12 protein-coding genes are annotated in these 13,737 nt (G+C 61.0%); 1 reads left to right on the top strand and 11 read right to left on the bottom strand.

Annotated elements, in window-relative coordinates:
• Positions 1-135 precede the first annotated feature (135 nt).
• The 3 genes from KI242_RS00060 to KI242_RS00050 all read right to left on the bottom strand — a co-directional run bounded on the left by KI242_RS00060 (position 136) and on the right by KI242_RS00050 (position 4,158).
• Positions 136-2,454 carry a CHASE2 domain-containing protein gene (locus KI242_RS00060; RefSeq protein WP_123431150.1) on the bottom strand — a complete coding sequence of 773 codons (2,319 nt, stop codon included), beginning with the start codon at positions 2,452-2,454 and terminating at the stop codon, positions 136-138.
• A gap of 18 nt (positions 2,455-2,472) precedes the next feature.
• Positions 2,473-3,471 (bottom strand): FecR domain-containing protein, encoded by a 999-nt coding sequence (locus KI242_RS00055; protein ID WP_212805815.1) that lies wholly within the window; start codon positions 3,469-3,471, stop codon positions 2,473-2,475.
• Positions 3,472-3,870: 399 nt separating this feature from the next.
• The gene (locus tag KI242_RS00050; RefSeq protein ID WP_041114921.1) at positions 3,871-4,158 is read right to left on the bottom strand and encodes a hypothetical protein; all 288 of its coding nucleotides are present in this window, start codon (positions 4,156-4,158) and stop codon (positions 3,871-3,873) included.
• Between the two features lie 228 nt (positions 4,159-4,386).
• On the opposite strand from KI242_RS00050, the gene KI242_RS00045 reads away from it, so the two are divergent.
• Positions 4,387-5,115: a response regulator transcription factor gene (locus KI242_RS00045; protein ID WP_011058398.1), complete on the top strand. Its 729-nt coding sequence runs from the start codon at positions 4,387-4,389 to the stop codon at positions 5,113-5,115.
• A 27-nt stretch (positions 5,116-5,142) separates the two neighbouring features.
• On the opposite strand, the gene KI242_RS00040 is transcribed toward KI242_RS00045, so the two are convergent.
• The 8 genes from KI242_RS00040 to dnaA all read right to left on the bottom strand — a co-directional run bounded on the left by KI242_RS00040 (position 5,143) and on the right by dnaA (position 13,537).
• Complete coding sequence (locus tag KI242_RS00040) at positions 5,143-5,463, bottom strand: hypothetical protein (RefSeq protein ID WP_015633607.1); 321 nt, start codon at positions 5,461-5,463, stop codon at positions 5,143-5,145.
• Entirely contained in the window at positions 5,460-5,945 is a 486-nt protein-coding gene (locus tag KI242_RS00035) for a DUF4265 domain-containing protein (RefSeq protein ID WP_212805814.1), read from the bottom strand. The genes KI242_RS00040 and KI242_RS00035 overlap by 4 nt, the downstream gene beginning before the upstream one ends.
• 151 nt (positions 5,946-6,096) lie before the next feature.
• Positions 6,097-6,621: a DUF4265 domain-containing protein gene (locus KI242_RS00030; protein WP_077933138.1), complete on the bottom strand. Its 525-nt coding sequence runs from the start codon at positions 6,619-6,621 to the stop codon at positions 6,097-6,099.
• 160 nt (positions 6,622-6,781) lie between these two features.
• A complete protein-coding gene (locus KI242_RS00025) occupies positions 6,782-7,186 on the bottom strand; it encodes an Imm1 family immunity protein (RefSeq protein ID WP_015633604.1) in 405 nt (134 codons plus the stop codon).
• A 121-nt stretch (positions 7,187-7,307) separates the two neighbouring features.
• Positions 7,308-9,725, bottom strand: a complete 2,418-nt coding sequence (gene gyrB / locus KI242_RS00020; RefSeq protein WP_011058394.1) for a DNA topoisomerase (ATP-hydrolyzing) subunit B — start codon at positions 9,723-9,725, stop codon at positions 7,308-7,310.
• Between the two features lie 4 nt (positions 9,726-9,729).
• Positions 9,730-10,833, bottom strand: coding sequence for a DNA replication/repair protein RecF (gene recF / locus KI242_RS00015; RefSeq protein ID WP_011058393.1), 1,104 nt, complete (start codon positions 10,831-10,833; stop codon positions 9,730-9,732).
• Positions 10,834-10,853: 20 nt separating this feature from the next.
• A complete protein-coding gene (dnaN, locus tag KI242_RS00010) occupies positions 10,854-11,957 on the bottom strand; it encodes a DNA polymerase III subunit beta (protein WP_011058392.1) in 1,104 nt (367 codons plus the stop codon).
• A 38-nt stretch (positions 11,958-11,995) separates the two neighbouring features.
• Positions 11,996-13,537, bottom strand: a complete 1,542-nt coding sequence (gene dnaA, locus KI242_RS00005) for a chromosomal replication initiator protein DnaA (RefSeq protein ID WP_077933137.1) — start codon at positions 13,535-13,537, stop codon at positions 11,996-11,998.
• Positions 13,538-13,737 lie beyond the last annotated feature (200 nt).

Genomic DNA, 13,737 nt, shown 5'->3' with positions numbered 1-13,737 from the left:
ATCTAATTATAAATCACTGATTTATATATATATTTCCCAAGCTCATAAAATGTGGAAAAACGTGCATAAGTTTTTCAGCAGACAAAAAAACCGGCCTTGGAGCCGGTTTTTTTCACCTGGGATATTCCCGGCCCTTCATTCCTCCAGCAAAGGCAGTTCGAGGATGAAGCAAGAGCCCCGACCCACCACGCTCTGGCAACTGATACGGCCCTGATGCCGGTCCACCACCGCCTTGACCATGGACAAGCCCAGGCCCAGGCCATCAATGCCCTTGGCCGAAGCAAAACGCTGGTACTGGCCGAACAGCTGGGGCAGATCCGCGGCATCGATACCCCGGCCTTCATCGCTGATCTCGCAGCGCAGCCAGCCTGAGGTACAACTGACCCGCACACTCACCCTGGACTCCACCGGGCTGTACTTGATGGCGTTTTCCAGCAGGTTGAACAGCGCCCGGGTCAGTAGCGACTGGTCCGCCAGCACCAGGCCTTCGGCCTCGTCGTCCAGGTCATGCTCCAGGTGAATGTCCTTCAACTGGGCCAGGGTCGTGGCCTGATCGAAGGCGTCCAGCACCAGCATGGCGAACATGCTCGGTTCGAACTGGTAGGCCTCCGACTCGGCCTTGGCCAACTGCACGAAGGCCTCGGTCAGAGCCAGGGCCCGGCGTACCTGCTGCTCGATCTGGCCGTACACCTGCCGGGGCGTCGCCGGCTGATGGCGCTGCACATCCAGCAAGGCCAGGATCGCCGAATGGGGCGCGCGCAGATCATGGGACAGAAAGCGCAACAGCACGCTGCGTTGCTGTTCGGCGTCGCGCTCGACGCTGAGGTCGGTGAGGCTCAGCAGCCAGCCAATGGCGGTATCGCTGTCCACCGGCAGCAGCGGCGCCAGTTCCATGCGCAGGCTGCGCTGCTGAACATCACGGAACTCCACCGCCGGCAGTTGTTCCAGCCGGGGGTACAAGGCCGGTTCCGTCAGGCCCGGGTAACCCAGGGCAGCCAACTGGGCAATCAGCCCTTCACCCACCAGGGAATGGGCAAACACTTCCCGTGCATTGCGGTTGGCCAGCAGGATCTTGCCGTCGGGGTCGCTGATCAGGGTCGCCACCGGCAGGTACTCCAGGCCATCGGCGATAAAACGCCGGGTGTCCCGGGTGCGGCTCAGGGCCTGCTCCAGAGCGACGATCTGCCCCTGCAGCACATCCCCGGCCGGGGCCTGGCTGCGCCGGCGTTCCGGCAACACCTTGGGCTCGCTGTCCAGGCGCGCCAGTTCCCAGCCGAAGTAGGCCAGGATCACGCTCAGCCGGCGCCAGTTCCAGATCAGGTAGGCCAGCAGCATGCCCAGCAGGCTGGCCACCGGCGACCACCAGTAGCCCAGCCGCAGCATCAATACCGAGCCCGCCAGGCCCAGCCCCATGCAACCCAGGGTTATCCACAGCGCGTGGCGCGGCCGCCACAGCAACAGGCCCAGCAACACAGCGGTCAGGGCCATGGACAGCAGCATCCCCGACCACTGGCCCAGGGCAACCACGCTGCGATGCTGGAGCAGGCCGTTGAGCAGGTTGGCCTGGATCTCCACCCCCGGGGTGGTGCCCTGGCTGCCGGATTGGGGGGTCACGTAGCGGTCCCCCAGCCCCGGGGCCGTGGAGCCCACCAGGATCAGCCGGTCGCGCAGCAGCTCCGGCGGCACTTCGCCCCGCAGCACGCTGACATAGGGCACGCTGGGAAAGCCGGCGTCGGCGCTGATAAAGGGAATGCGCACCGGGTTGGACCGCAGCCACCCCTGGGCCACGCGAGGTTTACCGGGCCCGGGCATATGGGGGAATGCCGGCTCGGCTTCGGTCAGTTGGTACAGCAGCCACGTCAGTTGCGCCCGGGGAGCCAGCACCGGGCCTTCGCGCAGGTACACGCTGCGCACCGTGCCATCGGCATCCGCTTCGGCATTGATATGGCCCAGGCCGCGGGCGCAATTGCGCAGCAGCGGCACCGGCGGGATTTCCTCAATGTCCTGGCCATAGCGGGCAACGCCCTGGCGCAGCACCGGCAGGAACACATTGCCGGCCCGGCACAGGGCGGCAGCCAGGCGGGTGTCGTTTTCCACCGTGCTGCCGGGTTCACTGAGGATCACATCGAACAGCACCCCTTTGGCCTCGGCCGCGCTCAGCCGGTCCAGCAGTTGGCCATGAATGGCCCGCGGCCAGGGCCAGCGCCCCAGTTGCTGCAAGCTGTAGTCGTCGATGGTCACCAGCAGGATGCGCGGGTCCACCGGTAGCGGGGTGAAGCGCCGCAGGTTGTCGTAGAACAGATTGTTCAGGGCCAGGCCGTGGCTCAGGGACAACACCGCAGTCAGCGGCAGAAGAATCAGGCTGACCCACAGCCACTCCCGCACCAGCCCGCGGAACAGGCGCTGAGCCTGGGTCGGTTCACGGCCTTCGGCCCGACGGCGCCACACGCTCATGGACGGCCCACCGGAGCGTTATTCAACACGGGTGGTCCTGGGGTAATAAAAGATGTCATAGACCCCGGTTTCGCCTTCCAGGCCGTGCTCATCGAACGCCGAAAGACGCACGTGATAAAAAAATGCCTGCAAGCCGGTGAAGTTGACCTGCGGGATGCTGGAGAACTGCTCCTGCTTGATGTTCAGGAAGTCCTTGTCGGTGGCGACCTGGGCCCGGTAGCGGCTGGCCCCGGGCAAAGGTTGCAGGATCAGTTGCCAGACGGGCAGGGCACCGGTCTGCCCAGCCTGCCCCAGCAGCCTCGGTGCGGCCAGCAGTTCCACCGGCTTGAGCTCGCCCTGTTTCTGGATCCGCAGCCCCTGGCGCGCCATGACCTGGACTTCACCCGGCACCGGGCCTGCCGGTTTATCCACAGGGCGCTGACGCGTACGCCGCAGTCCCGGCTGCGGCGCGCCCTCTTCGCGATTCACCGCCACTTGGCCATTGAGCACCTCCACCAGGGATTGCTGATCGTCATTGCGTACCCGGAAGTGAGTACCGCGAACCCCCAGCACGCCCACCGGCGTAACGATCTGGAAACGGTCGTGATCACTGGTGCGCTTGATCACGTAGGACTCGATCTGGCCCTGCTCCAGCACAACCTGAGGGATGGCGTACTGGTTATTGAGTTGCAGGGTGACCTGGGAACTGGAAGGCAGCACCACCCGCGAACCGTCTCCCAGGGACAGGCTGACGAAGGCCGACGGCGAGGTCCTGACCCCTTCCTTCTCATCGATGCTCATGCCTTCCTGCAGGAGCACCTCGCGTCCCTTGGCGTCCAGTTTCCAGGCTTCGCCGGTCAGGTGTTCCACCGTCGCCGGCAGGGGCTGGCCACGGCACTGCTGGTTGTCATCGATATAGGGCAGCCGTGGCGCAGCCGCCTGTGCCGCACACAACGGCAGAATCAGCCCGGCCAACAGCAGGGCGACACGCGCGACCTGAGGCCGGCCGGTGGACGGAAAAGGGCAGAGGTCATTCATGGATGTGCTTAGAGCCTTTGGGAAAACCGCGGCGAAATCCTACGCACCATACCTGAGGCAGATCGTTGGCAGAAAGCCGAACGCTGCGGGATGTCGCCCAAAGACAGGAACCCGGTCGGGCGAGAGCGGAAACAGGGCAGGACGAGAAGAAAGTGACACGTCCCTGTGTCGGAACCGGAGCGACAGGTCGCCCGGCCCAAAGTCCTGAGGAGGCACTCCCTGTATTCCCCTTCAACGACGCACGCGAGCGCGCGTTGTCCCGCCAGCCTGGCGGTTGACACTCCCTGTGTCGGAGCACTTCCAGGTGCCCCCGTGTGCCACTCAGCGGGAAGCAATGTAACGCTGGCCGCAAAGCTGCGACGGATTTGCAATATTTGTTCAGAATCATTGCCTCGACCTCTAGAACACCCAGCGCGGGGCCGGTGGCTGCAGGTTCGTGGGTAGCGCTGTCCGACCGATCACGGGCTCGGCGTCCAGGGTCAGGTTGGAGTCACTGCCAGCGGGCAGGGCAGACGCCGGGTATTGCCCGATGCCGGAGGGCTGACAGCAGCCCGCTGTGGACGCTGGCACGGTACAGGCACTGATTCCCAGATAAGCCGCCAGCATCAAACTGAGAAGACGCACCGGATCATCGCCGCTGAATATTCTGACAAGCGCGACCTGGCCTTTCCTGAGCAGGTTCCCCATGGTTCTTTTCCTTGTTTGTACGAGCCGGTATCGTGCTGCTCAATAGCCCGACGGCCCGTGCTCCGGGCGCCTTACCGGCTATTTGATATCAGCGTACCGAGGGACCCGGGGCTCAAGAGCAATTCGCCACAATTGTTCAGATTCAGGCCAGGTGCCTAAACTTCCCCTCAGTCCGAGCCCGGCAGCCACGGCCTCGGGCGCTCTTGGAACCATAAGGAACTGCCTCGCATGCGTGTCGCGATACTGGATGACGAACCTGCGGAACTGGCGCGGGTGGAACAGACACTGCGAGAGATTCCCGGCCCCGGCGAACAGCCCTGGACCTTGCACAGCTTCGAGCGCGGAGAAGACCTGCTGCGCCAGTTGCGCCGGGAAACCTTCGACCTGCTGATCCTCGACTGGCAAGTGCCGGACCTCAGCGGCCTGTCCCTGTTGCGCTGGACCCGGGAACACATGGATTCGCCGCCCGCGGCCATCATGCTCACCAGCCGCGATGCCGAGAGCGATATCGTCCAGGCCCTGAACACCGGTGCCGACGACTACCTGAGCAAGCCGTTTCGCCCCAACGAACTCAAGGCCCGGGTCAACGCGGTACTGCGCCGCCATGGCTTGCAGCGCAACCACAGCGAAGAAGTGCAGAGTTTCAACGACCTGAGCTTCGATGATGCGGAACTGACCGTCACCCGCGCCGGCGCTCCCATCAGCCTTACCGAGCGCGAGTACCGCCTGGCCCGCTGCCTGTTCGCCAACCTGGGCCGGCCGCTGTCCCGGGAATACCTGTACGAACGGTTCTGGACCCATGAGGAAATCGTTTCCTCACGGCCCCTGGATACCCACATCTACCGCTTGCGCAACAAACTCGGGCTGACCGCGGATCGCGGCTGGCAACTGTTGACGATCTACGGCTATGGCTACCGCCTGGAAAGTGTCGCGTCGCCTGAAGAACAGGGCAGCTGACTGCTTGCCTTCAAAAGCGGCTTGATATCATTCCGAGTCCCGCCAGACATCTTCATAGCCGGCGCGGTCGATGATGAAACGCGTCCCGCTCGGCAGGTAAAGGTAATCGATCACCTCCGGCAACAGCTCGAGCAAATGCTCGGTGCACAGAGGCTGGTAGAAATCCACCGCAGTGGAATGTTCGCCGCAGTGGATAAACCAACTGACCGTGCCGTTTTCCGGCAACTCGACCCGGGTGCCATAGATGGGCGATTGCGCAAGCGAGCCTATGGCCAGTGCAATCATCGGCTCAGGGGCCTGGGGAGCAAGGTCGTAGCGTTCACAGATAAGCTGCTGTCTTTCGTTCATAGGGCCAGCCACCAATCGAGCAGGGTCTCGTCATCGGTGTCATCGAGGTTTTTATAGATGTTGGCGTAGTACCACTCGCTGCCTGTGGTCTCGCGAAAGCGGTTGAAGAACAGGGCGATGTTGTCCATGCCGTTTCGCGCCGGCACCGACAATGTCAGATTGCCCTTGTAGCGCCCGTCAAGCATGCCACCCAATTCGCTCGCCACATCCGCCGCCAGGGCAATGATGTGTTCTTCAGGGATGTGATCCGAATAGATATGGATGCAGAAGTTGCCGCCACGCTTGAGCACCACGGCGGGGGCCTGCGGATCCTTGATCGAGATGATATCGCCCTTGGCCAGGTTCAGCGCCAGCCCTGGTGAGTAGAGAATCTCGTAACTGTCCTCATCAATGAGCCGGACATGCAGCGGCTCATAGACCGGGCCGCGGCTGTTCTGCCCCGCGACAACCCGAATCGATATTTCCTGGTTTTCATCATCCATAACCCATTTCCGTGCGATTGCTGTTTCTACAAAGGGTGAAATGAGCCGAACCGGCTCAGCCGCGTAACGGGGTCAACCGATCGATAAACACATCTCGAACGCGCCTGTTCGATGACCGGATCGTCTCGCAGCTCAGGTGCCAGCACAGCACCTAGTGATCCCGCCAGGTGACGCACTCAAGTGAGGCCAGTGAAGAGCACTCGCTCAGGCGCGCAGGCTCAATGGCCTCGTGCTGTAAACAGGCATCTTCATAGGCGACATATTGGTCGTCGGTGATGGAGGCCAGGTATTGGTCGATCGCGGAAAAACTGACCTCGGGCGCGATGTCCACAGTGAACAGCGACAGGCCCCGGGTAACCGTGCACCTGGCGCCGAGGCTGCGCAGGTGCTGCACAATCCCCGAGCGCTCTGACTCGCGCTCGGCAAAAACCCGCAGCGTCGAGTGCCCGGATTGTCGCACCACGCGAGTCGCGATCCGCTCATGGGCATCGGCGCGAGTCAGCACCCAGTCCCCCTTGCTCACGCCATAGAGATAGTAGGGCGTGTTATCCAACTGGTAGACATCTGCCCCCCGCTGAACGCCCCACATCGACTCATACTCCACCGGTGGATAACCGTCAGCGTCGACGGTGAGCTTGAAAATGATCTTCTGAAACTGTGCTGTCGAGGTATCCATTCCATCTCACCGAGGCGCCGCCATGGGCCTCACAAACTGCCCGTAAAAGAAGTTTTCCTCGAAGGAAAATATGACCTCCGCACGGCCCCCGAAAGGGAAGCGTGCTTCATCGAATAGGTGGCTGCTTGTACCTGCCAAGGTCAACGTCCTTATTGTCCAGTTAACCTTCCACTTCCCAGGCCAGATCGGGATCAGCCGAGCCATAGGCCGAGAAATAAGCCAGGGCCTGTCTCGCTCGCTCTTTAGCCACACACTGATAGCGAGGGTAACTACCGGACTGGCCGCCCGCGACCAACTCAACCCGCTGATCATCAGGGGTGTCTGCGCTGAGCAGGGTCTGCAACGACTGGTCGACGTCCTGGGCGATAAAGACCACATACTGATCGGCCGCACCGCCCCCGATATGCATCAGGGTCTGATCACTGAAGAAAAAAACCGTCGAGCTGAAAGCCTTTCCGTCCAGGCGGTTGAACGCGGACAACACCTGCATCGAGTCGGGGTTTAACCACTCATGGGTGTGACAACGATTACCGGCATATTCATCTTCAACAATTTTCTTGAGCATTTGCCATGACTGCCTTGTCCGGATAAAAACGTAAATCGTTATGGATGAGGGATTGAACAATCTGCCAATAAAAAAGGCCAACGCAAGCGTCGGCCTTTTTATTTTCAGCTGTGTCGCTGGATCAGAAGTCCAGGTTGGACACCGCCAGGGCGTTGCTTTCGATGAAGTCGCGACGAGGCTCGACCGCATCACCCATCAGGGTGTTGAAGATCTGGTCGGCGCCAATGGCGTCTTCGATGGTCACCTTGAGCATGCGGCGCATGCTTGGGTCCATGGTGGTTTCCCACAGCTGGTCAGGGTTCATCTCGCCCAGACCTTTGTATCGCTGGATGGTGTGGCGCTTGGTGCTTTCCGCCATCAGCCAGTCCAGGGCCTCCTTGAACTCGGTGACGGCTTTCTTGCGTTCGCCGCGCTGAACATAAGCGCCTTCGTCCAGCAGGGTGCTCAGTTGAGCGCCGAGGGAGACGACGGTCTTGTAGTCGTTGCTGCCGAAGAAGTCGCGGTTGAAGGTGACGTAGTTGGACAGGCCGTGGGAGATCAGCTCGACCTCTGGCAGCCAGACATTGCGTTCACGGTCTTCGCGCAGGCTGGCCTTGTAGACCAGGCCGGACTTCTCGGAAGTGCGCAGACGGGCGTCGTACTTGGCCAGCCAATCCTGCATGGCGGCGTGGTCGGACAGTTGCTCCATGGTCACGGCCGGCAGGTAGATGAAGTGCTCGGTCAGCTCCTGCGGGTACAGGCGCGACAGGCGCTTGAGGGTCTTCATCACCATGCGGAAGTCGTTGACCAGGCGCTCCAGCGCCTCGCCGGAGATCCCCGGGGCTTCTTCGTTCAAGTGCAGGCTGGCATCTTCCAGAGCCGACTGGGTCATGTAGTCTTCCATGGCGTCGTCGTCTTTGATGTATTGCTCTTGCTTGCCTTTCTTGACCTTGTAAAGCGGCGGCTGGGCGATGTAGATGTAGCCACGCTCGATCAGCTCCGGCAACTGACGGAAGAAGAAGGTCAGCAGCAGGGTACGGATGTGCGAACCGTCGACGTCAGCATCGGTCATGATGATGATGTTGTGATAACGCAGCTTGTCGATGTTGTACTCTTCACGGCCGATGCCGCAGCCCAGCGCGGTGATCAGGGTGCCCACCTCTTGCGAGGAGATCATCTTGTCGAAGCGTGCCTTCTCGACGTTGAGGATCTTGCCCTTGAGCGGCAGGATCGCCTGGGTCTTGCGGTTGCGGCCCTGCTTGGCGGAACCGCCAGCAGAGTCACCTTCCACCAGGTAGAGTTCGGACAGGGCCGGGTCCTTTTCCTGGCAGTCCGCCAGTTTGCCCGGCAGGCCGGCGATATCCAGCGCGCCTTTGCGACGAGTCATTTCACGGGCTTTACGCGCCGCTTCACGAGCGCGGGCAGCGTCGATCATCTTGCCCACCACCAACTTGGCTTCGTTGGGGTTTTCCAGCAGGAAGTCGGAGAAGTACTTGCCCATTTCCTGTTCGACCGCGGTCTTCACTTCGGAAGAAACCAGCTTGTCCTTGGTCTGGGAGCTGAACTTCGGATCCGGCACCTTCACCGAGATGATCGCGGTCAGGCCTTCACGAGCGTCGTCACCAGTGGTGGCGACCTTGTGTTTCTTGGCCAGGCCTTCCTGCTCGATGTAGTTGTTCAGGTTACGGGTCAGGGCCGAACGGAAGCCCACCAGGTGGGTACCGCCGTCGCGCTGAGGAATGTTGTTGGTGAAGCACAACAGGTTCTCGTTGAAGCTGTCGTTCCACTGCAAGGCGATTTCCACGCCGATGCCGTCTTCACGCTGGATGTTGAAGTGGAACACCTGGTTGACCGCAGTCTTGTTGGTGTTCAGGTATTCAACGAATGCCCGCAGGCCGCCTTCGTACTTGAACAGCTCTTCCTTGCCGCTGCGCTCGTCCTTGAGGACGATGCCGACACCGGAGTTGAGGAAGGACAGTTCACGGATCCGCTTGGCCAGGACGTCCCAGCTGAAGTGGATGTTCTTGAAGGTTTCAGCCGAAGGCTTGAAGTGGATCTGGGTACCGGTGGTTTCGCTGTCACCAACGATTTTCATCCGCTCTTGCGGAACACCGTGGACATAGGTCTGTTCCCAGATCTTGCCGCTACGGCGCACGGTGAGGATCAGCTCCTCGGACAGGGCGTTCACTACCGATACACCTACGCCGTGCAGACCGCCGGAGACCTTGTAGGAGTTGTCGTCGAACTTACCGCCGGCGTGGAGCACGGTCATGATGACCTCTGCCGCGGAGACGCCTTCTTCTTTATGCACATCGACCGGGATGCCGCGACCGTTGTCGCGCACGGTGATGGATTCATCCGGATGGATGATGATGCTGATGTCGTCGCAATGACCGGCCAGCGCTTCGTCGATGGAGTTATCGACCACCTCGAACACCATGTGGTGCAGACCGCTGCCGTCATCGGTGTCGCCAATGTACATACCGGGACGTTTGCGTACGGCATCCAAACCTTTCAGCACCTTGATGCTGGTCGAGTCGTACGTATTTTCTTCGCTCATGCCTTCACTCCCGATGGTCGTGGGTCTGGGTGATACGGCCTTGTTCCACGTGGAACAAAGCGACTGGCGTTTCCGTCTGCCAGCCTTCCCTCAATAATTCGTGGTCTACACAGGTGATAAACACCTGGCAGCGTAAGTCTTCCAACAAGCGACAAAGTGCGCGGCGGTGCTGCTCGTCCAGCTCGGACGGCAAGTCATCCACCAGATAAATACACTGACCGCGGCGGGCCTGGCTCACCAGATGCCCCTGGGCAATGCGCAAGGCACAGACCACCAACTTCTGCTGGCCACGGGACAAGATGTCCGCGGCGTTGTGTCCGCCTAAGCGCAGACGCAAATCAGCACGTTGTGGGCCGGCCTGGGTATGACCCATTTGCTGGTCACGGTGGAGGGCGGTCGCGAGCACTTCACTGAGCTCCCGGTCCTTGTCCCAACCACGGTAATAGCTAAGCGTCAGGCCCTCGAGCTGCAACAGTTCGCCCAAGGTCCGCTCAAAGACTGGTTTCAAGGCTTTGATATAAGCGCGGCGGTATTCATCGATTTCAGCGCTGGCCTGACACAGTTCCCGGTCCCAGGCCGCTTGCGAAGCGGCGTCAAGTGTACCATGCCGCAGCCATGAGTTCCGCTGCCGCAGGGCCTTCTGCAAGCGCTGCCAGGTGGACATGAAGCGTGGTTCCACATGGAACACTCCCCAATCCAGGAACTGCCGACGGATCTTCGGTGCGCCCTCCAGCAGGCGGAAGCTGTCCGGGTTGATCAACTGCAGCGGCAGGATCTCGGCCAACTGCGCCGCGCTGCGGGCATTCTGACCGTCGATGCGGATCTGGAATTCCCCCTGGCGATCACGGGATATCCCCAGGCTGCTATGGCCGCCCTGAGCCAACTCCACCTGGCCGAACACCGTGCAAGCCAGCTGCTCGTACTGGATCACCGGCAACAGGCGGGCACTGCGGAACGAGCGGGCAAGCCCCAGCAGGTGGATGGCTTCCAGCACACTGGTCTTGCCACTGCCGTTGGCGCCGTAGAGAAGGTTGATGCGGGGGGAGGGGGAGAAGGTCACCGGGTGCAGATTGCGCACCGCGGTGACCGAGACGCGACTGAGGGACATCTAGCTTCTGCTGAGCATGATTACAGGCGCATCGGCATGACAACGTAAGCCGAGTCGTCGTTGTCGGATTCCTGCACCAGCGCACTGCTGTTGGAATCGGACAGGATCAGGCGAACCTGTTCGGTGGTCATCACGCCCAGAACGTCCAGCAGGTAGCTGACGTTGAAGCCGATTTCCAGGGAACCGCCGTTGTATTCCACGCCCACTTCTTCTTCCGCTTCTTCCTGCTCCGGGTTGTTGGCCTGGATCTTCAGCTGACCATTGGCCAGTTGCAGACGGATGCCGCGGTACTTCTCGTTGGACAGGATCGCGGTACGGCTGAAGGCTTCGCGCAGCGCCTGGCGATCACCCAGTACCAGCTTGTCACCGCCTTTTGGCAGCACGCGCTCGTAATCCGGGAACTTGCCGTCCACCAGCTTGGAGGTGAAGGTGAATTCGCCGGTGGTGGCACGAATGTGGTGCTGGCCCAGGACAATGCTGACGTTGCCATCGGGCTCGGTGAGCAGGCGCGCCAGTTCCAGGATGCCTTTGCGCGGCACGATCACCTGGTGGCGATCCGGCTGGCCGATGTCCGCCTGCATCGAGCACATGGCCAGACGGTGACCGTCGGTGGCCACGGCGCGGATGATCCCGGCGGACACTTCCAGCAGCATGCCATTGAGGTAGTAGCGCACATCCTGCTGGGCCATGGCGAAGCTGGTGCGTTCGATCAGGCGGCGCAGTCGGCTCTGCTCCAGCTGGCAGGTCAACGAGCCCGGGCCTTCTTCCACAGTCGGGAAGTCGTTGGCCGGCAGGGTCGACAGGGTGAAGCGGCTACGCCCGGCCTTCACCACCAGCTTCTGCTCGTCGACCTTGATGTCGATCAGGGCATCGTTGGGCAGGCTCTTGCAGATGTCCATCAGCTTGCGCGCGGGAACGGTGATTTCCCCCGGCTCGGCTGGCTCTTCAAGTTGCACACGACCGACCAGCTCGACTTCCAGGTCGGTACCGGTCAGCGAAAGTTGCTGGCCTTCGACAACCAGCAGCACGTTGGAAAGCACCGGCAAGGTCTGGCGGCGTTCGACGACGCCGGCGACCAGTTGCAGGGGTTTCAACAGGGCTTCGCGTTGAATGGTGAAATGCATGGTCTAGTCCCTTGCCTTAATAAGCTGCGTTGGAGTCATCAAGTGGTCAGAGTACGCAGCAGGTTCTTGTAGTCCTCGCGGATGTCCGCGTCGGATTCCTTAAGTTCATTGATCTTGCGGCAGGCGTGCAGAACCGTGGTGTGGTCGCGACCGCCGAACACATCGCCGATTTCCGGCAGGCTGTGGTTGGTCAGTTCCTTGGACAGGGCCATGGCCACCTGACGCGGGCGGGCCACCGAACGGGAACGCCGCTTGGACAGCAGATCGGAAATCTTGATCTTGTAGTACTCGGCGACGGTGCGCTGGATGTTATCCACAGACACCAGCTTGTCCTGCAGCGCCAGCAGGTCCTTCAAGGATTCGCGAATCAGCTCGATGGTGATATCGCGGCCCATGAAGTGCGAGTGGGCGATGACCCGTTTCAGGGCACCTTCCAGTTCACGGACGTTGGAGCGAATGCGCTGGGCAATGAAGAACGCTGCATCATGAGGCAGCTCGACCTTGGCCTGGTCGGCCTTCTTCATCAGGATCGCCACCCGGGTTTCCAGCTCAGGCGGTTCGACGGCCACCGTCAGGCCCCAGCCGAAGCGCGACTTGAGGCGCTCTTCCAGGCCTTCGATCTCCTTCGGGTAGCGGTCACTGGTGAGAATCACCTGCTGGCCGCCTTCGAGGAGGGCGTTGAAGGTGTGGAAAAACTCTTCCTGGGAACGCTCCTTGCGGGCGAAGAATTGAATGTCATCGATCAGCAGCGCATCGACCGAACGGTAGAAACGCTTGAATTCGTTGATGGCGTTGAGCTGCAACGCCTTGACCATGTCCGCCACGAAGCGCTCGGAATGCAGGTACACGACCTTGGCATTCGGGTTCTTCTTTAATAGGTGGTTACCCACAGCGTGCATCAAGTGGGTCTTACCCAGGCCGACGCCGCCATAAAGGAACAGCGGGTTGTAGCCATGCTTGGGGTTGTCCGCCACCTGCCAGGCCGCTGCGCGGGCCAGCTGGTTGGATTTACCCTCGACGAAATTCTCAAAGGTGAAAGTGCGGTTCAGGTAGCTGGTGTGCTTGAGCGCGCCTTCTACCTGGACGGTACGCTGTTCGGCGCGTACCGGTGCCTGCTGCGAGCTGGCGCCCGCCATCGGGTCGAAGCTGTCACGAGAGGGTTCTTCGCTGACTTCGGCAGCCTTCTGTGCGGCGGCTTTCTTGGCCGGGGCAGAAGTGGGTGCCGGAGCGGGCGCGGGAGCAGCAGCCGGGGCAGCATTGGCTGCTGCGGCTTGCAGGGCTTGCGAAGCGGCAGCGGCCAGTGGCGCGTTAGGTGCGGCGCGAGGCGCCGAACTGCGTTTGCTGCCTATTAATAAGGAAAGGACCGGTGCCACGCCGTTGCCGTGTTCATCCAGCAGCTCGAGCACGCGCCCCAGGTACTTTTCATTGACCCAATCGAGAACAAAACGATTCGGTGCGTATACACGCAACTCGTCGCCTTCGGCTTCGACCTGTAGCGGACGGATCCAAGTGTTGAATTGCTGGGCAGGCAGCTCATCACGCAGAAGCTCCACGCACTGCTGCCAAAGTTCCACTGACACGGATATCCCCTAAGTTGAAAGCCGGTGAGGCAAAAACAAGCGGCCATTGTAGCGATCAGCCGCCCACTTATCCACATGTAGCGTGTCCTCAGGACACTAAGAATCAACGCCTTACCCCGAATAAACACGACCAGCGGTATGTGCATAAGCTCTGTGGATAACCCCACTTGAGGCCATTGCACAACTCGGGGCGAAACTCT

Origin of the sequence: Pseudomonas sp. Eqa60, assembly GCF_018326405.1 — a bacterium.
Taxonomy (GTDB): Bacteria; Pseudomonadota; Gammaproteobacteria; order Pseudomonadales; family Pseudomonadaceae; genus Aquipseudomonas; species Aquipseudomonas protegens.
The sequence above is the reverse complement of the archived record's forward strand: the minus strand, read 5'-3'. Positions and strand labels throughout refer to the sequence as shown.

What these genes read in the sequence shown, in the direction of transcription:
- KI242_RS00060 (WP_123431150.1), bottom strand. Translation starts at nt 2,454, where the DNA reads ATGAGCGTGTGGCGCCGTCGGGCCGAAGGCCGTGAACCGACCCAGGCT.
- KI242_RS00055 (WP_212805815.1), bottom strand. Translation starts at nt 3,471, where the DNA reads ATGAATGACCTCTGCCCTTTTCCGTCCACCGGCCGGCCTCAGGTCGCG.
- KI242_RS00050 (WP_041114921.1), bottom strand. Translation starts at nt 4,158, where the DNA reads ATGGGGAACCTGCTCAGGAAAGGCCAGGTCGCGCTTGTCAGAATATTC.
- KI242_RS00045 (WP_011058398.1), top strand. Translation starts at nt 4,387, where the DNA reads ATGCGTGTCGCGATACTGGATGACGAACCTGCGGAACTGGCGCGGGTG.
- KI242_RS00040 (WP_015633607.1), bottom strand. Translation starts at nt 5,463, where the DNA reads ATGAACGAAAGACAGCAGCTTATCTGTGAACGCTACGACCTTGCTCCC.
- KI242_RS00035 (WP_212805814.1), bottom strand. Translation starts at nt 5,945, where the DNA reads ATGGATGATGAAAACCAGGAAATATCGATTCGGGTTGTCGCGGGGCAG.
- KI242_RS00030 (WP_077933138.1), bottom strand. Translation starts at nt 6,621, where the DNA reads ATGGATACCTCGACAGCACAGTTTCAGAAGATCATTTTCAAGCTCACC.
- KI242_RS00025 (WP_015633604.1), bottom strand. Translation starts at nt 7,186, where the DNA reads ATGCTCAAGAAAATTGTTGAAGATGAATATGCCGGTAATCGTTGTCAC.
- gyrB (WP_011058394.1), bottom strand. Translation starts at nt 9,725, where the DNA reads ATGAGCGAAGAAAATACGTACGACTCGACCAGCATCAAGGTGCTGAAA.
- recF (WP_011058393.1), bottom strand. Translation starts at nt 10,833, where the DNA reads ATGTCCCTCAGTCGCGTCTCGGTCACCGCGGTGCGCAATCTGCACCCG.
- dnaN (WP_011058392.1), bottom strand. Translation starts at nt 11,957, where the DNA reads ATGCATTTCACCATTCAACGCGAAGCCCTGTTGAAACCCCTGCAACTG.